The organism is Aquamicrobium sp. NLF2-7, from assembly GCF_022359935.1.
GTDB classification, from domain to species: Bacteria; Pseudomonadota; Alphaproteobacteria; order Rhizobiales; family Rhizobiaceae; genus Mesorhizobium; species Mesorhizobium lusatiense.
In genome coordinates this window covers 76413-97027 of sequence record NZ_JAKSED010000002.1, presented here as the reverse complement: position 1 = coordinate 97027, position 20615 = coordinate 76413, and the positions used below count along the sequence as shown (strand labels likewise).

The window sequence follows — 20615 nt, the reverse complement described above, 5'->3', positions numbered from 1 at the left end:
TCGCGGCAGCAAGGAGGCTGAGATACGCGACATTCCGGAAACAACGATACTGCCCGTCGATCGTCTTCGCATCGGATCGACTGTGACGATATTGGGCCTCGAGGTCGGATAATCTACCGATTTCGAGGCGCCGGGGCAGATTGGCAACAGGACGTCCACCCGCCCATCGATTTTGAATAGAATAGTTCAACAGCACGAGGATAGACCCAGACCTCACGCACGCCGCTATAACCGGCGGCCTTGGCCGCTTTTAATGAACAACTTGCGGTCGGAACTGGCCATGCGCTTGCGATGTGCGGCTTTCCCACGCTTCAGCGCATATGCGAACTCCGTGCCGCCTTCCGCCACATCGAGGGCGGCCCCCACAACAGCGGCATCTGTCGGCAGAGCCGGGATCTGGCCGGAAATCTGGCCGGTGATCTGGAACGGCTCCGGATCATTGGCGTTGCGGGTATTCCGCAAAAGGGCTATCGGAAATCAGGCCTACCTCAATCGTGGCCTATCCGCAGCGGCGGTGTGCCACAGTTTCCTGTTCCGACATGACCACGACCCTTGCCGATATTTTCCTGAGCAATCGCAAATCCATCATGTGGAGCGTGTTGCGGATCGTGCGCGACCCGCAGACGGCGGAAGATGTCGCGCAGGAGACCTATGTCAGGGCCAGAAAGGCCGTCGAGCACGGTCCCATCGACCATATCGAAGCCTTCCTGTTCCAGACGGCCCGCAACATTGCGCTCAATCACCTGCGCCACCAAAGAATTCGCGGGGTGGTCGAATGCGACGACCTGCCGGTGGCCGATGTCGGCAACATCGCCTCGGATACTCCTTCGCAGGAGGCCGATCTCATACATCGCCAGAGGTTGCGCCATCTGCACGAGGCCGTGGCGAAGCTCCCGCAGCGGGCGAGGACGGTGTGGGTGCTCAGCCGCATCGAGAAATGGTCCTACCCCAGGATCGCCGAGCATCTTGGCGTTTCGCCGAACACCGTCTTCAATGATCTGAAGCTGGCGCATGCTCATTGCGTTGAGGCTCTGGCGAAGATCGACCGCAACTGAACAGCCACCTGCCGGGCGAGTGGCCGTCGCCGGTATCTGGAGTGCATTTTGTGAGATCACAGCCCGCGATGTGTCTCACCTACAGGGTCGTTCTCATGGCGATCCGCGAAACCGGATTGACCTGAGTGGAACGTGACAAGCCAGATCATAGCGAGGAGGAGGGGGTCGTCCATACCGACCCGGCGACGGATGCTGCGCTGAACTGGCTCTTTACGCTTCAGGTCGAACCGCACGACAGGCAGCTGCGGGCAGCGTTTGAGGCATGGCGCCAGGCGGATGCCGCAAACGCCCAGGCATTTGCTGCAGTCGCCGAGGCCTGGGAACTTCCGGAAATGGATATGGTTGCAGCCGAGGTGGCTGTACGTGCCGGCCATGTCGCTCCCAACCGAAAGCCGGTGGCTATCGACGGCCGCAGACGGAAAGGGAATGTGTGGAGCCGGGCGGTTCTCGCCGTTGCAGCAGCAATTGTGATTGCGGTCGCCGTCCAGCAGTACCCCGCGCTCATGCTGCGATGGCAGGCGGATTACATCACCGCCACTGGCATGCGCGATGAAATCATGCTCCCCGACGGTTCGCGCATGGTGCTCAACACGGCCTCGGCCGTCGCGCTCGATTTCGAAGGCGGCCGTCGCGCGGTTTCACTGCTTGGGGGAGAGGCGTTTTTCGATGTCGTTCCGGACCCTGCGCGGCCCTTCACCGTTGCCGCGGCCTTTTCCTCGGTGGAGGTGAAGGGAACGGCATTTTCTGTCCGGACAGAAAATGATCAGGACATCGTCGTGCTGGAGCGTGGCCATGTCGATGTGACGCGACAAGCCGCACCCGTTGAAAAGGTGGCGCTGGAACCCGGCGAAAGCGTGACGGCCACGGAAACCAGATTTTCCGCCGTGGAGAAAACGGATCCGGCAACAGCGCTTGCCTGGCTGAAAGGCAGGGTGTTTTTCCGGGACCGTCCGTTCGGCGAAGTCCTGCAGGAAATCGGCCGATATTACAGCTCGCCGGTCATATTTGCGGACACACGGCTCAGGCAGGTGAGGATCAACGGCAACTATCGCCTCGATGATCCGGAGCGGGCAATCCGCTCTCTCGCCACCGCAGCAGGTGCTTCCGTCACCCGCCTTCCCGGCGGAATTCTAATCCTGCGATAAAAACTCAACTTTTTTTGTGAGATTTGCCCCGCCCGCGTGTCAGGTGTTTACAGGCCGGATCCTCGCAGCAGCGGGCCGGCCCTCATGACCAGTTTGTAAGGGATTACCGATGGGGCGAATTGCGTATGGTGGCGGCCGGGTTCGGGTTAATGGAGCAGGCCGGCTTCGCGCCAGACGGCATATCGCCTGTCTCCTCGTCACCTCAACGATGCTTGGATCGGCAAATCTCTTTTTTCCGGTGATCTCGTATGCCCAGCAGCGGGCGGCGGAACAGACGAGCTTCGACATTCCCGCGCAGCCCCTGTCCGCGGCGATCGCCTCATTTATCAGAACCACCGGATGGGAAGTAGGCTTCACCTCCGCGACCGTCTCGGGCAGGCGCTCGGCCGCGGTCACCGGCACGATGGCGCCCGCGCAGGCATTGCAGGCGATGCTTGCCGGCACAGGCGTGAGCGCCGACATTTCCGGTCCCTCCACCGCCGCCCTTGTTTCCGGTCCAGGCGGTGCTGCTCAAGGAGCCCCTGTCAATGCGGATGGCTCGCTCGTGCTCGACACCATAACGGTCAGCGGCGGCGGCAATCCTGCGGATGCGCCCTACAGGAGTTCGGGTTCGGGCGCGTATATCTCTGCTGAACAGATCGAGCGATTTCGCGGCACATCCACTGGCGACATGCTGAAATCGACGCCGGGTGTCATTGCTTCGGCAAATCGCAACGGGGCATCGCTGGAGGTGAACATTCGCGGCGTTCAGGGCATGAACCGCGTCAAGGTGACGGTCGATGGCAGCGAGCAGACGATTGCGGAAGGTCAGGGCTATCCCGGCAGCCGCACACGTTCCTATGTCGATCCTGATCTGATCGCCGGAATCGAGATTGAGAAGGGTCCGCAGATGTCGGGCGCCGGTGCCGGCGCGATCGGCGGCTCGGTCAACATGCGCACGCTGGACGTGCAGGACATCCTGAAGGACGGCAAGCAGTTCGGCGTGCGGCTGAAGGGCGGGCTGATGTCCAACAACAGGCAGCCGCCACCGACCGGAACCACGACATTTCGCGATGACCCCACCAGCCTGTTCGACTTCGACAATCTCAACGGAAGCGTGGCCGCGGCGGCGACGCTCGGCGGCATAGACCTTGTCGCCGCCTATTCGCGGCGCAGGCACGGCAACTATTTTGCCGGCCGGCATGGCAAATCGACCTATGCCGACGACTGGGGCAACGAGCAGACCTATTCCCTTTACAGGCCGGGCAGCGAGGTCCTCAACACCGGGCTGGAGACGGAGTCCTTCTTGCTCAAGTCCAGCTTCTCCTTCCTTGAGGACCACAAGGTCCAGCTTTCGTGGCTGCGCTCGGACTTCTCCTATGGTGAGACCTGGCCTTCCGATCTTCTCTATGGCGCGCTGAAGCAGAACGATCCCCGCGAGACCAGAACAAACCGGCTGACAGCGAAGTATGAGTGGGATCCTGCCGACAACGATGCCATAAGGCTGCGGGCCAATGTCTATTATGCGGACACCAACGACGAAGGGGCGGCCTATGCTTTCGCCAAGCCCTATACGTCGCAGAACTATGGCTTCGACGTCGAAAACGTATCGCAGTTCCACTTTGACGCACTGGGAAGCCTGGCGCTTACCTATGGCGGCTCCTTTGCGGTGGAGGATCTCAATTCCAGCCAGGGCAGGGTCAACGGCAGCAACTTCTTCTTTGAAGGCAAGCGGGACGTTGCCAGCCTCTACGCCAAGGCGAACTGGAGCCCGACCGACTGGCTCGCCCTCAATGCGGGCCTGCGCTACCTGTCCTACAAGACGCAGGACAACAGCCCGGTTTCCGGCAGCTACGGCGAGTTCGATGATCTGTCAGGCAGTTCCTTCTCGCCGGGCTTCGGGGCAAGGCTGGAGCCATGGGACGGCGTTCAGTTCTTCGCCCAGTACAATGAAGGCTATCGTCCGCCGAGCCTGCGGGAGTCGGTTTCCAGCTACGATACCAGCCTCGTGCCCAACCCGTTCCTGAAGGCCGAACATGCCCGCAATCTGGAGGCCGGGATCAATCTGCTTCGCGACGATGTGCTTGTCGGGGGTGACAAGCTGCGGGTGAAAGGCGTGTTCTTCAACAACGACATAGACGACTACATCATGAGGCTGTGGCCGAAGTCTTCCGCCTATTTCATGATGGACAACATCGACAGGGCCCGGTTCTCCGGCATAGAGCTTTCGGCGAACTACGACACCGGCACCTTCTTCGTGGATGGCAGCTTCACCTATTTCACGAAGGTGGATTATTGTTATCCTTCGGCGCGCTGGGAGAACCAGCCGGACGGCACCAGCCAGTATGTAGAAAGCGACGTCTGCAGTTCCACCCCGCTCAATGTGGATTTCTCGGCCGGCTTTGTCCAGCCGCGCTTCACGGGCAGTGTAACCGCCGGTGCGCGCCTGTTCGAGGAGAAGCTCACCGTTGGCGGGCGCGTTTCCTATGTGGGGACCAACCCCGTTGCCAATTTCGCGCCGTGGCCCTCCTACACACTGGTCGACCTCTTCGCCAGCTACAAGGTCAGCGACAGCTTCCGGGTGGACGTGGCGGCCGACAACATCTTCGACCGCTACTATCTGGATGCGCTGAGCAACAACGCCGTCGTTGCTCCCGGCCGCACCTTCCGCCTCGACCTGACCGCGAAATTCTGACGTGCGGCTTTCCGATCCATGGTGGCGATCCAGATATCGAACCGGGAAGGAGCTGTGAGCGTTCAAGGGTAAGGCGATGATCCGCTCATGGCATGTCCTGCGGCTCAATCTCCGATATCCACGGAATACGGACAGATCGGGACTGTCCGTTCGCTGCTTGCTGCGAGCACGCACGGTCATTGCCGGGATAATCGCGGCGGCAGTGGGCGCCTTCCTCGCGCCCATGGAAACAGTTAAGGAAGATTTCCATCCACCGTCAGGTGACTGAGCTTTTGAGCAGGGTTCGGATAGTGTCAACAAACGCCTGTGCGGCAATCGACAGGCTTCGGTTGGGCATACGGCAGCAGGCAAGCACATTGCTGCCCCATTGAGGTTCATCTATCGGGATATAGGCAATCCTGCCTTCGCTTGCCTTTCTGCCACTGTGCCCGGTCACGATGCTGATTCCGGCTCCCGATGCGACGAACCGCAGGATCAGATCAAACGAGTTGGTTTCGACCAGTATGTTCAATTGCAGTCTGGACTGCCGGACCGCATGATCGAAAGCCTGTCGGATAAGCAGCGAATTATCGGGGAAGATCAGTTTGTGGCGTGCAAGATCGGCTAGAGTGATGCGCTCACGCGACTCCAGCGGGTGACCAATCGGGACCACAACATGGAGGTGCAATGGGATCGCCTCGTCAAACACCAGGCCAACATTCGCAGGAAAATTGTATCCGACAGCGAAGTCGATCTCCCCTTGCCGGAGGCGTCCGACCAGAGCGCGGGTGTTGTCGACCTTTATGTCGAAGTCGATGCCCGGATGCTGCTCGTGAAACTGATTGAAGGCGGTGGGCATGATGTCGCCGGCCAGGCTCTCATTGACTCCAACGATAACATGTCCCCGCTGAAGGCCCTTTATCGCCGTAATCTCATCATTTGCGATGCGCAGCTCATTATAAGCAGAGCGAAGCCGTGCACGAAGAATGTGTCCCGCTTCTGTCAGCTGAAGTCCCATACGCCCCCGCTGGCGATCAAAAAGCGGCGCGCCGAGGTCGATCTCCAGATTGGTTATCTGACGATTGATCGCCGATGCCGCAATGCCCAGTGATTCCGATGCGGCACGAAACGATCCATGCTCAGCGACTGCGGAAAAATAGCGCAGCGCAGCCAGTCGGGCAATGCGAGGGGCCGAGTTCGGGTCGTTGGCCATGAGAATTTATGCGCTAATTATCAGATCATAGCTATGCCAATTTTGTGTTTTACGAGTGAGTTCCTTTGCGTCAGGATCAGCATTGCGGGGATGGGAGGAGCCAATCCCGTCTTATACGGGCCGAAAGGGAGCCGGCCCCGTGTATCTGACAGGAGCAAGAATGTTGACCAACAACCTGCGTCAGGCCCCTGACGCGCGTCGTGCATACACGTCTATGGAAAAGTTGCTTTATCCGAAGCGGATTGCCGTTCTCGGCGCGACAGAGCGCGTGGGCGCTCCCGCCGGAATTGCCTTCCGCAATCTTCTCGACGCAGGCTGGCGCGGGAACATTTTTCCGGTCCATCCTTCGGCCGAAATCGTGTTCGGCGTTCCTGCATTTCGCAAACTTGCTGATCTTCCTGTGCCTGTCGATTGTGTCGTCATTGGCCTGGCTGCGGACAAGGTGGTTTCGGCCATAGACGAAGCCGCCGATGCCGGGATCGGCGCCGCTGTCGTTCTGGCCAGCGGCTTTGCAGAACTCGGTTCCGAGGGGCGAAAACGTCAGGCCGCACTGGTGGCGGCAGCGGAACGGGGCGGCATGGCCGTGTGTGGGCCGAATTGCTTGGGCCTCATCAACGTCGGCGCCCGCATCCCCCTTTACGCTGCCGAGAACTGGAACAGCGCACCAAAAGGCCGGCTGGCCCTGCTGTCCCATTCAGGGTCTGGCGCGATCACGCTCTCCGCCACTGGCAGGCTTGGCTTCAGCCATGTTGTCTCGTCCGGGAACAGCGCGGTCTGCGATCTGGCGGAATACCTGGAGTTCCTGGCGGATGATGAGCAGACAGGCGCTGCGGCGCTCTTTCTGGAGACCATTCGCGATCCTGCAGCCTTCGAGCGTGCGATGGAGGCGATGCATACTGCAGGAAAGCCTGTAGTCTGCCTCCGCATTGGCAGGTCATCGGCAGGAGCGGCCGCTTCCGCCGCTCATACCGGGACACTGGTGGGATCAAACGATGCTTTCGACGCCTTCTTCCGCCGCACGGGCGTCATCGCGGTCGATGACATGGACGAGTTGATTGAAGCCTCGTGTCTCGTGACCGGACTGAGGGTGCGCGCGCCAGGGAATGGTGTCGGGCTGATCAATTGCAGTGGAGGCGAGGTTGCACATGCCTGCGACATAGCCGAAACAATCGGGCTGTCGTTTCCACCCCTGGCAGATACCACGACCCGGGAACTAGCCGCCGTTCTGCCGGCCTTCGCCACTCCGGGCAATCCACTGGATGTTACAGGTGCGGTGTTCGCGGATCGGACGATGTATCCGGCGGCGCTGAAGGCGTTTGCAGGGGACCCGTCCGTCGGGTTCCTCGCCGTGGTTCAGGATGCGCCGGCGGGTCTGAGCGAAGAGGGTGCGACCAGCTACCGCCGTATTGCAGAAGATGTCGCCGAGTTCGCCCGCAGCACCCCCGAATTGCCGGTCGCGTTCATCAGCAACCTGTCCGGAACTGTTCATCCGCATGTCCGGCAACCGCTGGACGAGGCGGGCGTTCCGGTCCTGACGGGAACGCGGGCAGCGTTGAAGGCCGTGCTTAACGTGGTGTCGGGCGGCCGACCTGTGGCTGCATCGGAGGGGCTGTCTGCGCGCCCACGGCTGTCAACACAGCCGGAGTGGATTATGCGTCTTAAAACGGGGCGCCGGTTCAGCGAGCATGAGGCAAAGGCATTCCTGCGCGATCACGGTATCCCGACCACGCGCGAGATCCTTGCCACGAGTGAAGATGAGTGCACCGCCGCGGCAGCGAAGCTTGACTACCCCGTGGTTCTCAAGATCGCTTCGGAGGATCTGCCGCACAAGACGGAGGTTGGCGGTGTCGCCCTCCACCTCACCTCCGAAGCGGAGGTGCGTGATGCCTTTGGACGGATCATGGCCTCGGTCGGGAAGCATGCACCCAAGGCACGTATCGACGGGGTCCTCGTTCAGGAGATGATTGGCGACAGCATAGAGGCGATCGTCGGACTGGCACGGCATCACCCGTTTGGTCTGGCCGTCGTTGTGGGCAGCGGCGGCATCATGGTGGAACTGCTGCGCGACGCAGCGCTGGGCTTACCCCCATTGAGCAATCATGATGCCCGCGGGCTTGTCGACAGAACCCGGCTGGCCACGCTGCTCGATGGTTTCCGTGGTGCGGCACCTGCCGACCGCAAGGCTCTGGAAACGATCCTCACAGCGGTCTCCGACATCGCGCTGGCCTATGGCGAATGGATCGAGGCGCTGGACCTCAATCCGGTTGCCGTCCTGCAGGACGGGCAGGGCGCCTGTGTTCTGGACGCATTGATTGTGCCCGTGGGACAGCGCCGATGATCGAGATCAGGGGACTGAACAAGGTTTACGATACGCGCGATGGCGAACCGATCATTGCGCTTAAGGATATCAATTTCGACATCGAGCAGGGTGAGTTCGTCACCGTGGTTGGCCCCAGCGGCTGCGGCAAGACGACGATGCTGAAGATACTTGCCGGCATCATGCGTAAGACGTCCGGCGAGATTCTCGTGCGTGGCACGCCAATTGACGGCCCGAACAGGCAGATAGGCGTTGTGTTTCAGGAACCGCTTCTGCTGCCCTGGCGCAACATAATCCAGAACGTCATGGTTCCAATCGAGATACAGGGTCGAAGCAAGGCGGAGTATGGGCCTGTCGCAGCGGATCTTCTGCGTCTGGTGGGACTGACGGGCTTCGATAAAAAGTATCCGAACGAACTCTCGGGTGGCATGCAGCAGCGTGTCGGCATCGCGAGGGCCCTGGTGCATGATCCCGCTTTTTTGCTGATGGACGAGCCGTTCGGGGCGCTCGATGCCATGACGCGCGAGCAGATGAACCTGGAACTTCTGCGGATCTGGCACGAACGACAGAAGACGGTTCTGCTGGTAACGCACAGCATTGCCGAGGCGGTGTTTCTTGCCGACCGCATCGTGGTGATGAGCCCAAGGCCGGGACGCATCGCGGAGGTGATCGAGGTCGACCTGCCACGCCCGAGAACGCTGGCCATGATCAATTCGGACGCTTTCGGAACCTATGTGGCGCGCGTGCGCAAGCACTTTGGCGCGGAAGGATTGGACGGATGACCGCGAAAAAGGAAACGAGCCTGCCGGCGGGCCGCATCCGGGATCTGCTCTACCGGCGACCTGAGATCGTGTTTTCGGTCCTTCTGCTCATCCTCATCATCGGCGGCTGGGAGGCCATCATCGCGCTGTTCAACATCCCGCCGATACTGGTGCCGGCGCCAAGCGCGATAGCCCGGTCTCTATGGGCGAACCTGACGACGCCGCGATTTTACTCGCATGTGGGCGTTACGCTCTGGGAAATCCTCGCCGGCTTTGCGATCGGCTCGGTGGTCGGGCTCTTCATCGGGGTGTGCATCGGCCAGTGGAAGATGCTCGAAAAGACCGTCTATCCCTACATCGTGGCGTTCCAGACAGTACCGAAGGTAGCGATCGCGCCGCTTATCGTCATCTGGTTCGGTTACGGCATCATGTCCAAGGTGGTCATCACGGCCCTGATCGCGTTCTTTCCGGTCGTCGTGAACTGCATCGCCGGCATGAATGCCGCTTCCTATCAGCAGGTCGACATGCTGCGCTCGTTTACCGCGACCCGGTGGCAGGTGTTCCGCATGGTGAAGATAAAGGCCGCGATGCCCTTCATTTTCGCAGGGCTCGACATTGCCATCGTTCTGGCCGTGATCGGCGCGATCGTGGGCGAGTTCATCGGCGCGCAGGCGGGCCTCGGCTTCCTGCTGCTGCAACGCAATTTCTCGATGGATACCGCCGGCACCTTCGCAATCCTCATCGTGCTTTCCGCGATCGGAATGATCCTTCACCTCCTTATGAACATGATACGGCGCCGCATCGTGTTCTGGAACGAACGGGATGAAATTCTCGCGCAGGGGTCATCCTGAAGCAGCTGCGACAATAACAACAAAGCAAAGGGGAAATGTCATGACTGCAAAAACGAATGGTATATTCCGCACATTCCTGCTGGCAGGTGCTGCGTCTGTGGCGATGCTTGCCGGCGCGTGCGGCGCACAGGCGCAGGACCTTCAAAAGGTCAGGATCGGTGTGGGTGGATCAAATTTCCTCAATCTGACCTACTACTACGTGCTCCTGCCCGGTCCCCTCGGCTACTGGAAGGAGGAGGGCTATGACGTCGAAGTGTTTCCCGTCAGTGGCTCGGCCGAAGCTGCTCAGCAACTGGCGATAAACAACCTCGACTTTGCCGAAATGAATGCAAGCGCCATCATTCAGGCCAACACCGAGCAGAAGTTGCCGATACAGGCCATCATTACCACTGGCACTATCGGCTGGGGACTGTCGGTTGCCAGGGATGGCCCGATCAAGACCGTTGCTGACCTCAAGGGCAAGTCAATCGGAGTTGTCAGCCTTTCGAGTGGCGGCATCCCCTTGCTCAATTCCTTTTTGAAGACGAACGGCCTGGACCCTGAGAACGATGTCACGCTGATCTCGACTGGTGTCGGCGCGCAGGCGATCTCGGCTTTCAACAACGGCCAGGTGGATGCGCTGATGTATTGGGGCACGGCTACCGTCGGCTTCCGGAACGCCGGTCTGGAGCTCGAGACCTTGAGCGACCCTGCCTGGAAGGGATTTCCGGACTTCACGTTCTCGGCCGGCAAAAGCGTTGTCGAGAAAGATCCTGCGATGGTTGAGGGCATAGCGCGCGGCATGGCCAAAGCCATGGTGTTCGCAGCTGCCAACCCCGACTGCGCACGAAAACTTCAATGGAAGCATTATCCGGATACCAAGCCGACTGGGATGGACGAGGATCAGGCTGCGGCCAATGACCTTTCGCTGATTTCCGTCATTCTAAGTGAACAGGCTGCGGCTGCAGAGCTTAACGGGAACGGACAGGTGGCGGGCGCCAGTGTCCCGGCTTTCGGTATCTATCAGGACTTCCTCTTTGATGCAGGCGTCCTGACGTCGAAGGTTGAACCTGCGCAGCTCGTAGCCGGCGACGATGCATTCCGGGAAAGAATCAACAACTTCGACAAGGCGGCAATCGAAGCCCAGGCCAAAGCCTGCGACTTCCCCGGCTGAAAATACTTCCAGCTGCGTGGCCCGGCTGAGGGCCTCTGTCGTTCGGAACGGTGTTCTGGACGGTGGCGCCCGTGCGCCGCCGAGCCCGAAATCATGCCCATGAAGTCAGGAAAGGACAAGAGATGGACTATCAGAATATCAAGCTGAAGAAGGAAGACTGGCTCGCCACGCTCACCCTCAGCCGGCCGCAGAAGATGAATGCATTGAGCAAGGAACTGCAGCTTGAGATGCAGCATGCCATGGATGATCTGGAAGCAGACGAAACCATTCGCGCGGTCATCATCAACGGTGAGGGTAAGTGCTTTTCGGCCGGCTTCGACATCACCGGGACCGGCGGCGAACCACCAACGGTTCAGGACTGGCGCGCAGGCGTGAAGCGTGAGAACGATACGTGGTTTCGCATCTGGCGTTCGCGGCTGCCCTACATAGCCGCCGTCCATGGCTATTGCCTGGGTGGCGCGTGCGAGCTGTCCATGGTCTGCGATATTACCATTGCAGCCGAGGACGCGCAGTTCGGCGAGCCCGAAATCCAGTTCCAGTCGGCCCCTCCATTTCCGATCATGCCTTGGGTTCTCGGCATGAAGAAGACCAAGGAACTGCTGCTGACCGGTGACCGTATCGACGCGATGGAGGCCCATCGCATCGGTCTCGTCAATCGCGTGGTGCCGACGGATGAGCTGGCTGGAAGTGCGCGCGAGCTTGCCCGCAAGCTCAGCATGATCCCGCCGCCGGCGATGCATCTGAACAAGCAGAGCCTGAACCGTCAGTATGACATCCGGGGTTTCCAGTCGACTGTCGACTACGGCGCGGAAATCTTCACCTTGGTCCTCACGTCGGACTCCCAGGAAAAGCGCGACTTCGACAACATTGCCGCCGAGCATGGCCTCAAGGCCGCTTTCAAATGGCGTGACGAGAAGTTTGCGGCGCCGCGAAACTGAACCCGGACATATGATCATGAACATCGGGACATCGACATCCCTCCAGGTACATCGGGCACTTGCCCGATCCCTTGCCGATCATGGCGTACGAACCCTGTTTGGCCTGATCGGAGATGCCAATCTGTTCATGGTCGACAGTTTTGTTCGCGAGCAGGGCGGTCGCTTCGTTGCGGCCGCCCACGAGGCGGGCGCGGTGCTGATGGCGCAAGGCTTCGCGCAGGTCTCGAACCAGATCGCGGCCACTACGATCACGCATGGTCCCGGCCTGACCAATGCTGTCACCGCACTCGTGGAAGCCGTCAGAAGCCGCGTGCCCATGGTGGTGCTGTGTGGGGATACCCCTGCCGATGCGCCCGAACATCTGCAAAAGATAGACCAGCGTGAAATAATCCTGGCGACCGGGGCGGGCTTCGAACAGATGCGCACGGCTGCAACCACCCTCGACGACATTGCCAATGCTTTCCGGCGAGCCGCCATCGAGCAGCGCCCCATTGTCTTCAACATGCCGGTCGATCTTCAGTGGGAGACTACAGTTTACCGCAAACATATCCTACGGATCCCGGATCGTCGCGCCCTCGTCCCCGACAGCAATGATCTCGACGATGCGCTGGGCATCATTGCAGCCGCAAAGCGCCCCGTGATACTGGCCGGCCGCGGCGCGGTTGATGCGCGCGATGCATTGTTACGGCTGGCCAGCAGGATTGACGCGCCGCTATCCACGACGCTGCGGGCCAGCGGATTGTTTGGTGGAGAGCCCTTTGCTCTGGGCGTCTTCGGCACTCTGAGCACGCCGGTCGCGACAGACATCATCCTGGAGAGTGACTGCGTCGTGGCATTCGGCGCGAGCCTCAACATGTTCACCGGCTCCCATGGCAGCTTCCTTCAGGGTAAGCGCGTCGTTCAGGTCGATCTGGATACCAAAAGCCTGGGAAGCAGATGGAAGCCGACCATCGCCGTCGTTGGTGACGCCGCGTTGACGGCGGAGCGGATGATCGGGCTGCTCGATGAAGCCGGGATACCCGGATCAGGCTACAGTTCGCCCGGCATGGCGCAGGCGATCGCCGGTTACAAACCAGAGCCCCGCTTTCCCGACTGGGCGGGCGAACCCAAAGCCGGCACCGTAGAGCTGCATGAGGCACTGCGGCGCATTGATGCGGTTTTGCCAGTGCAGAGAACCATTGTCACCGACCTCGGGCGTTTTGTGGGCGAGGCTCTTCGGGTCCTTCGTATTCCGGATCCGCGTGCCTATGCGCATACGATGAGCTTCGGCGCCATAGGTGCCGGCCTGCCGTGCGCTATCGGCGCTGCGGCTGCCGCACATGAGCGCCCGACAGTGCTCATCTCCGGCGATGGTGGGTTCATGATGGGAGGGCTGACGGAGCTCAACACGGTCGCCCGCAACCGGCTCGACATGATCATCGTGGTGTGCAGCGACGGGAGCTATGGGGCCGAACATGTTCAGTTTCGAAACCGGTCGCTCGATCCGCGTCAGTCGATGTTCGACTGGCCCGATTTTGCGCCTGTTGCCGAAGCTCTTGGGGTGCGTGGCGTAACCGTCCGGAACGAAAGCGATCTTGACGCTGCAGTACAGGCAATTGCCGCACGTGACGGCCCGCTGCTCATCGACCTCAGGATAGATCCGGAACGCATAGCCTGGGGCTGATGGTCCCTGCGTGTCGCATCAGGGCAGGGGCCTGTCCACCGCATTGTGAACGTTGTTCCAGTCACCAATCATGGGAGTATCCAATGACCGAATCCTTTGCTGCGATGATCATCGATCAGGACGAAGCGGGCCGCCCTAACGGGAGGCTGCGGGAGATCACGTTGGCCGATTTGCCGGATCATCCGGTTCTTGTGGAGATCAGCCACTCCAGCCTCAACTACAAAGACGGGCTGGCGATTTCCGGCAAGGGCCGCATTGCGCGGCGAACGCCGTTGATCGCGGGCATCGATCTGGCAGGGGTGGTGGTTGAGTCCCAATCGCCCGAATGGAAAGCCGGCGACAAGGTGATCGTAAATGGCTGGGGCCTGTCAGAGACTGAATCGGGTGCATTTACCCGGTTCCAGCGGCTGAAACCGGAATGGCTGACACCGCTGCCGTCAACGTTCAGCGCCGAACAGGCGATGGCGATCGGGACTGCAGGTTATACGGCAGCACTCGCCGTTCTGGCATTGGAGGATTGGGGCAATCTCATCAAGGCCCGGGGTGACGTGCTGGTGACTGGCGCGGCGGGCGGTGTTGGCTCCATGGCGATCAGCCTTCTCTCTGCCCGTGGCTATCGGGTGGTGGCGTCGACCGGACGGGCAGGCGAGCACGATTATCTGCGCTCGCTTGGTGCCGCCGAATGTATCGACCGGAGCGAATTTTCGGCTGTTTCCCGGCCGTTGCAAGCCGAACGCTGGAGCGGAGCAGTCGACAGTGTCGGCTCGACAATGCTGGCCAACGTGCTGGCCCAGACGAGCTATGGTGGCGCAGTCGCGGCCTGTGGCCTCGCGGGTGGTTCCGATCTGCCCGCAACTGTATTGCCGCATATTTTGCGGGGCGTAGCCCTGCTGGGCATCGATTCCGTCATGGCTCCACCGGACAAGCGCCAGCGTGCATGGGATCTGCTTTCCGGGAGTCTCGAAGCGGAGAAGCTGGCTTCCATGACATGCGTCGCGCCCATGCGCGATTTGCCGGTCCTCGCGGAAGAAATTGTCGCCGGCAGGGTTCGCGGCCGTGTGGTGATCGAAATCGCCTAGAGGTCTGGCGGGCACGGTGCCTGCTGCGGTTTGTGTAGAAAGCTACCCGGTGGCGGGCCAGCAGCAGGCGAAAAAACAACGGTTAACAAGGGCATGGCTGAAGAGGCGCTGCTCGCTTTATTATGCGATAGCCTCGTTATCGGGGTGCCACTTTATTTGTCCGAAGATCTGGACGCCCCGCTACGTCATCAACGGAGGAACATTATTCGATGGCCAGACCGATAAGCTCGCCGACACTGCCTGATCCATTGTCAAACTATAGCCATGCGATGCTGGTGCCTGCCGGTTCGCAATTGCTTGTCTGTTCCGGTCAGTTGGGCGCAAGGGCGGACGGAACGGTTCCTGAAGGTGCCGGTGCTCAGGCCGAAATCTGCTTTGCCAATGTCCGTGCCTTGCTGGCGGAAAGCGGGATGGATCTGTCGGATGTCGTGCGCATCAACGCTTATGTGACAGACCGTGAGCACATGGCGCCCTACATGGAGGTGCGCAATGCTCTTTTTCCTGAACCCTGGCCCGCTTCCACCTTGCTGATCGTCGGCGGCTTTTCCAGACCGGAATTTGTAGTCGAGGTGGAGGTGATCGCCGCAAAGTCCGCATAGATCATAATCTTCCCACGCATGCTGAACACGCAGCAGCGGTTGTCTGCCTGATGAAAGAGGGCCGCTGTGCGTGTCGCCAAGCGTATCAGCTGATGCGGATGGTCTTGAATTCAAAGGAAAAACATGTGTTCAGGTCCCTGATGACCGGGGATGGCTGGTAGCATGCATTTTTTGTTCCGTTGTCATCTGGCCCCGGCCAAGGGAGGCCGGATCCATGCCGCCGGATACGGCAAGGTGTGGCTTATTCGGCAAGGCTGAGAAAAGTGCTTCCGCAACCGTCGGGAAGTGCATGCCTACTCGCAACATCAGGCCCGTTAGCTGAGGTTTTTGCCAATCCTGCGCGATTTAAGTGTCCGGAAGGAAGCAGCCGGCAGACTGGAGTTCTATCCCTGACGCTCCGGAATCCTCACGACCAGCCCATCGAGTGCGTCGGTCACCCTAAGCTGGCAGGAAAGCCGCGAATTGGCCGATGGTTCCCAGGCGAAGTCGAGCATGTCGGTTTCCATGCCATCGGCTTCCCCGACCGCTTCCATGAATTCCGGCTCAATGTACACGTGGCAGGTTGCGCAGGCGCAAGCGCCCCCACATTCTGCCTCGATGCCGGGAATGCCGGCCCGAACGGCTGCTTCCATGACGGTGGACCCGTTTTCCGCATCCAGCTCGAAGCGCTGGTCGTCGTGGGTCACATAGATGATGCGTGCCATGGCTGTTGGTCTCTCGGATGCTGTCTGATGCGGTCGCGACGGTTTATGCTGTCGCTGCCTGTTTGTGCTGACTGGTGGGAAGCTGAAGCGCTATTCGAGCCCCAGCGCGCGCAGGAAAAGGGAGGCGACCTCTTTCTCGACCTGCTCGTAGTCAGGCTCCTCGCCATCACCCAGATGCATCATGTTGCGAACCTGAACTTCAAAATCCGCATAATGCTGGGTAACGGCCCAGATGTGCATCTGGAACAGCAGCGGATCGACCGCTCTGACCAGTCCCTGATCGACCCAGGACTGTATCAGCTTGACCGCCTCTTTCGTTGAAGCCTGATAAGGTGCCCAGTGGCGGCCCAGTACCGGCGCGCCATTCGCTATCTCGGTGGTAAAGAGGCGCGAGGCTTTGGGGTGTCTGCGTCCATATTCGAGCTTTTTATGCACATAGGCCCGGATGACATCTGCAGGCGTGTCGCCGGTGGAGGCGCTGAGAAACAGCTCCTGCCACTCGTCGAGGATATAAACCAGTATGTCCTCATACAGCTCCTCTTTGCTGGAGATGTAGTAGTGCAGCTGCGGTTTGGTCAGCCCGGCACGCTGGGCAATAGCTTGCGTGGAAGCCCCGATGAGTCCCTTGCTGGCAAACTCATCTATCGCCGCATCGCGGATGGCGGCAAGGATCATGCGCCGGCGCTCAAGGACCTTGTCCCTGGGGCTCGACACCTGCGGTTCCGGATTTTCAGCCTTTTGCTGCGTCATTGCCTGTGCACGAAGGTGATGGGCAGAAAGGCCGCCCATCACTCCATTTTCCGTTCTCTGTTTATGGGGTGAGCTGCTTCTTCACGTCGAGCCCGACGCCCTTGTTGACAAAGGCGTCAGTCGCAACCTTTGAAATATCGACCTTACCATCCTCGACAATACCAGATTTGACTGCAAGGTCGTAAAACTGCTTCACGCGGTCAAGTGAGATCGCGCCGATGCCCTTTTCCAGCGTATCGCCGCTGTCGATCATCTCCAGCTTCTTCAGCATCTCGATCTCGCTATCCAGCGTCTCGGTGCTCATGTCGGGATTGTCTTTAAGGATCAGCTCATAGGCCTTGCTGCGGTCGCCATAGAGGAAATTGTTCCAGCCAATGATGCTCGCATCCACGAAGCGCTGAACGAGATCCGGATTGTTCTGGACCAGATCGAGGCGCGTTTCGATGGTGTTGGCGTAGGTGCTGTAGCCGTAGTCGGCCAGCAGATAGGTGGTGACCTTCGCGCCTTCCTTCTGTGCATAGAGCGGCTCGGCGGTGGCATAGGCCTGCTGAACCATCTTGGGGTCGCTCAGGAACTGGGCGAGGCTGTAGCCATAGGGCCGGATCTGCTCGTCCTTGAATCCGAAATCGTTGACCAGCCAGCGCCAGAAACCGTACTGGGTGTCCTTTGCCATCAGCACCGAAGGTGCATTGGTCAGATCCTGAAAGTCCTTGTAGGCGCCTTCATGCGCCATCAGCGCCTGTGGGTCCTTCTGGTAGAAGGAAGCAATGACGGTTGTCGGAATATCGTTGGCCGTGTTGTGGAAGGACAAGAGCAGATTTCCCGTCAGCAGGAAATCCAGCCGGCCGGCGGCCAGCATCGGGCGGTTGTTGACCTGCGGGCCACCCATTTCGATGGTGACGTCGAGGCCATGCTTCTCATAAGTGCCATCGGCCACCGCCTGATAGAAGCCGCCATGGCCGGCCTGAGCCAGCCAGTTGGTGCCGAGTGTAACCTTGTCCAGCGCCAGAGCAAATTGCGTGGACACCACAAGTGTTGCGGCGGTCATCGCTACTTTGAGCATGTTTTTCATCAGAACTGTACTCCCATTGGTTCTTCGGTTCAGTCTGCGGCGGCCATGTCGGCCGTCCAGCCACGGGTCTTGCCGGGATTGAGCAGGCCAAAGGGATCGGCCTGCTTCTTGAATTCGATCTGCATGGTGTCGATCTGTTTCATCCCGCCATCTTCGATCGTGAAGGCGTGCGGATCGTAGATGTCGCAGCCGTCCTTCTCCTCAAGCTCCCGGATGACGCGGTAGGTATCGTCGCGATCCTTGTAACGAACCAGGGGCAGGCCGAAGATCTGTATTTCGCCTTCCAGCCGCGCCATCTCATGATGCATGTACTGGTCGTCGCCATAGCGCTCCATCTGACGCAGCACCACATCCGGGTCGAAGGGGCGCGGATAGGCGACCTGAAGATAGGTCCAGCCTTCCTCGGCCTTCAGCGCCTGCAGGGTGGTGTGGTTCCAGCCGCATTCGTAAGCGGGCTGCATTCCCTTTGCGTGAAGCGCGTCCTGTGTCATGCCGAAAGAAACACAGCCGCCGAACGACGCCACCAGTTCGGCAAAGCGGGCCTGCTCTTCGGGTGCGATCATCGCGAACACCGCATCGCGGTCGGCGGGGAACAGATCTCCGAACTTGGTGTAGAAGCGCGAGAAGCGGCGATCCACCGTGGTCAGCAGATAGCAGTCCAGCTTGTCGTCCAGCGCCTTCAGGCAGAAACGCAGCGTGGCGTCGTAGCTCTCGAAGAGGGCTGCGGTGTGAATCCAGTCGGTCGCTTTCGTCAGGCCGATCTCCAGCTCCATGACGATGCCGTTGGTGCCGTAAGCATGCTGCACCTTCTGGATGTCATGGCCATGCAGTTCGATGATCTTCGGCTCCGGCTCCACCGTCATGACCTTCACCGAATAGATGTTGCCATCGTCGCGCAGCATGCCGTGGCGCAGCGAGCCGATGCCGCCCGAGCCGCCGGTGAAGAAGCCGCCGATGGTGGCGATGCGCCGCGTCGACGGATACATGAGAAGCTCCTGTCCCGTTTCGCGCACGGCATCGTCCAGTCGCGAAATGCGCGCGCCGGCCTGCACGCGCACGCGGCCCGGCTCGATCGAAAGCACCTTGTCGATCTTGGTCATGTCGAGAATGATGCCGCCTTCCAACGGCACGCACTGGCCGTAATTGCCGGTTCCGCCACCGCGAATGGTGATCGGGATGCGCAGTTTCGCGGCCGCTGCCGCCACACGGCGCACCTGATCCTCATCGGCCGGGATGACGACGAGGTCACCTACGAAATGGCCGATATCTTCGCTGAGGATGGGGCTGTACCAGAAATAATCGCGCGAACGCAGTTCAACCTGCTTCGGATCGTCGTAGACACGGATGCCATCGATCTCGCTGCGGAAAGCGGCCCAGTCATAGGCGCGCACGGGCTTGGTCGCGACGTTCATGCGTTTCTCCAATCGTTGTTTGCTGCCAGCAGTGGCGTACCGCTGCGATAGACGATGCGTTCGCTCCGGGGACGGCTGATGAGGTCGCCCATATCGGTTGCGCCATGCCAGATGAAGTCGGCCTGCATGCCCTTTTCGATGGGCCCCGAGGCATTGCTTGCGCACCAGCGCGCGGGCAGTGAGGTTATGCTGTCCAGCCACGAATCCGCTTCCAGATGCGCGGATGGCACCGCCAGTCTCAGAACGGAAAGCGGGTCGTAATCTCCGTACGGATAGAAGGCGTCGCCGACATTGTCGGAGGCGATCATCACCTCCATGCCCGCCGCGCGCGCCTCCTTCAGTGGGGCAAGGCCGCGCAGGCGTGGCGTGCGGCCGGTGCCGCGATCCTGCAGGTAAAGGTTCGTGGTTGGCAGAACCACGAGCCCCACGCCAGCGCACGCGCCTGCCGCCAGTATTCGCTCCAGCTCGTCCGGCGCACGCAGCGACAGGGAGCAGGCATGGCCGCACAGCACCCGTCCGGCCATGCCGAAACGCGACGCGGCATCGATGATGAGCGACAGCCCGTCGGCTTCCGGCTCCAGTCCTTCATCGACATGAAAATCGAGGGTGAGATCATGGCGCGCGGCAAGGCTGAACATGGTTTCAACCCTGCTCGCCAGATCCGGGTTGCGGTAGAAGAAGGCACCGAACACGCCCCCGTCGGCCGCCACGCGCGCGGCGATGGCGCTTCCGGCTTCCGGCACGATATCTCCCAGAACGAGAGCTGCCGGTTGCAGATCGACACGGCCTTTCCATTCTTCGCGCAGCTCGCAAAGCACGGGCCATGCCGCCGGCACGTCCGGCGTCACCCAGTCGACATGGCTGCGCACGGCGCCGACGCCATGCGCGAAGGCAGCTTCCAGCGCGCGGCCTGCCCGCGCACGGATATCGGCGGCCGTCCAGTTCGGCCTGTCCTCCTCCATCAGGGCGATGGCATCGAACAGGGACTGAATCGGAGCCGGATTTCCGGCTTTGATCCTTTGGATGGTGTGGGTCTTGTCGAGATGCACATGCACATCGGCCAGCAGTGGCGTCACGAAGCCGCCGCAAGCCTTCCCGGCATCGTCGGGGTTCGCGGGAACGACACCGGCGACAAAGCCATTTTGCACCACTATATCGTGGCGCCCGGAAAGCCCGGCCACGCCAACCCCTGACAGGCGCAAAGTCCCGTCCGGCGCGGCTGTGTGTGGAATGTCGTGCCGGTTGGTCAC

General features: G+C 60.5%; 18 protein-coding genes. 11 read left to right on the top strand and 7 right to left on the bottom strand.

The features are described 5' to 3' along the window. Positions 1-225 precede the first annotated feature (225 nt). Positions 226-462 carry a hypothetical protein gene (locus MIC97_RS17315; protein WP_239801256.1) on the bottom strand — a complete coding sequence of 79 codons (237 nt, stop codon included), beginning with the start codon at positions 460-462 and terminating at the stop codon, positions 226-228. Positions 463-539: 77 nt separating this feature from the next. Here MIC97_RS17315 and MIC97_RS17310 point away from each other — a divergent pair, with 77 nt between their 5' ends. The 3 genes from MIC97_RS17310 (at position 540) to MIC97_RS17300 (ending at position 4874) form a co-directional block, all read left to right on the top strand. Next, on the top strand, positions 540-1055 hold the full coding sequence (locus tag MIC97_RS17310) for a sigma-70 family RNA polymerase sigma factor (protein ID WP_239801255.1): 516 nt from the start codon (positions 540-542) through the stop codon (positions 1053-1055). 125 nt (positions 1056-1180) lie between these two features. After that, positions 1181-2200, top strand: a complete 1020-nt coding sequence (locus tag MIC97_RS17305; protein WP_239801254.1) for a FecR domain-containing protein — start codon at positions 1181-1183, stop codon at positions 2198-2200. 238 nt (positions 2201-2438) lie between these two features. Then, positions 2439-4874, top strand: a complete 2436-nt coding sequence (locus tag MIC97_RS17300; protein ID WP_239801253.1) for a TonB-dependent receptor — start codon at positions 2439-2441, stop codon at positions 4872-4874. A gap of 256 nt (positions 4875-5130) precedes the next feature. On the opposite strand, the gene MIC97_RS17295 is transcribed toward MIC97_RS17300, so the two are convergent. Continuing rightward, positions 5131-6066: a LysR family transcriptional regulator gene (locus MIC97_RS17295; RefSeq protein WP_239801252.1), complete on the bottom strand. Its 936-nt coding sequence runs from the start codon at positions 6064-6066 to the stop codon at positions 5131-5133. A 160-nt stretch (positions 6067-6226) separates the two neighbouring features. Between MIC97_RS17295 and MIC97_RS17290 the strand changes: the two genes are divergently transcribed. The 8 genes from MIC97_RS17290 (at position 6227) to MIC97_RS17255 (ending at position 15427) form a co-directional block, all read left to right on the top strand. Continuing rightward, positions 6227-8404, top strand: coding sequence for an acetate--CoA ligase family protein (locus MIC97_RS17290; RefSeq protein WP_239801251.1), 2178 nt, complete (start codon positions 6227-6229; stop codon positions 8402-8404). Continuing rightward, entirely contained in the window at positions 8401-9165 is a 765-nt protein-coding gene (locus MIC97_RS17285; protein ID WP_239801250.1) for an ABC transporter ATP-binding protein, read from the top strand. The genes MIC97_RS17290 and MIC97_RS17285 overlap by 4 nt, the downstream gene beginning before the upstream one ends. Next, a complete protein-coding gene (locus MIC97_RS17280) occupies positions 9162-9995 on the top strand; it encodes an ABC transporter permease (RefSeq protein WP_239801249.1) in 834 nt (277 codons plus the stop codon). The genes MIC97_RS17285 and MIC97_RS17280 overlap by 4 nt, the downstream gene beginning before the upstream one ends. Before the next feature lie 40 nt (positions 9996-10035). Continuing rightward, positions 10036-11148, top strand: coding sequence for an ABC transporter substrate-binding protein (locus tag MIC97_RS17275; RefSeq protein ID WP_239801248.1), 1113 nt, complete (start codon positions 10036-10038; stop codon positions 11146-11148). Positions 11149-11270: 122 nt separating this feature from the next. Next, a complete protein-coding gene (locus MIC97_RS17270) occupies positions 11271-12086 on the top strand; it encodes an enoyl-CoA hydratase/isomerase family protein (protein WP_239801247.1) in 816 nt (271 codons plus the stop codon). A gap of 16 nt (positions 12087-12102) precedes the next feature. Next, positions 12103-13749, top strand: coding sequence for a thiamine pyrophosphate-binding protein (locus MIC97_RS17265; protein ID WP_239801246.1), 1647 nt, complete (start codon positions 12103-12105; stop codon positions 13747-13749). A gap of 83 nt (positions 13750-13832) precedes the next feature. Next, a complete protein-coding gene (locus MIC97_RS17260) occupies positions 13833-14828 on the top strand; it encodes an MDR family oxidoreductase (RefSeq protein ID WP_239801245.1) in 996 nt (331 codons plus the stop codon). Positions 14829-15037: 209 nt separating this feature from the next. Continuing rightward, on the top strand, positions 15038-15427 hold the full coding sequence (locus tag MIC97_RS17255; RefSeq protein WP_239801244.1) for a Rid family hydrolase: 390 nt from the start codon (positions 15038-15040) through the stop codon (positions 15425-15427). Between the two features lie 383 nt (positions 15428-15810). Here the strand turns inward: MIC97_RS17255 and MIC97_RS17250 are convergent, their stop codons facing one another. The 5 genes from MIC97_RS17250 to MIC97_RS17230 all read right to left on the bottom strand — a co-directional run bounded on the left by MIC97_RS17250 (position 15811) and on the right by MIC97_RS17230 (position 20615). Next, entirely contained in the window at positions 15811-16131 is a 321-nt protein-coding gene (locus MIC97_RS17250; protein ID WP_183832308.1) for a 2Fe-2S iron-sulfur cluster-binding protein, read from the bottom strand. Between the two features lie 90 nt (positions 16132-16221). Next, positions 16222-16920 carry a TetR family transcriptional regulator C-terminal domain-containing protein gene (locus MIC97_RS17245; protein ID WP_239801467.1) on the bottom strand — a complete coding sequence of 233 codons (699 nt, stop codon included), beginning with the start codon at positions 16918-16920 and terminating at the stop codon, positions 16222-16224. A gap of 22 nt (positions 16921-16942) precedes the next feature. Next, complete coding sequence (locus MIC97_RS17240) at positions 16943-17953, bottom strand: ABC transporter substrate-binding protein (protein ID WP_239801243.1); 1011 nt, start codon at positions 17951-17953, stop codon at positions 16943-16945. 29 nt (positions 17954-17982) lie between these two features. Then, the gene (locus MIC97_RS17235) at positions 17983-19365 is read right to left on the bottom strand and encodes an FAD-binding oxidoreductase (RefSeq protein WP_239801242.1); all 1383 of its coding nucleotides are present in this window, start codon (positions 19363-19365) and stop codon (positions 17983-17985) included. Beyond that, positions 19362-20615 carry an amidohydrolase family protein gene (locus MIC97_RS17230; protein ID WP_239801241.1) on the bottom strand — a complete coding sequence of 418 codons (1254 nt, stop codon included), beginning with the start codon at positions 20613-20615 and terminating at the stop codon, positions 19362-19364. Before MIC97_RS17230 ends, MIC97_RS17235 begins: the two co-directional genes overlap by 4 nt.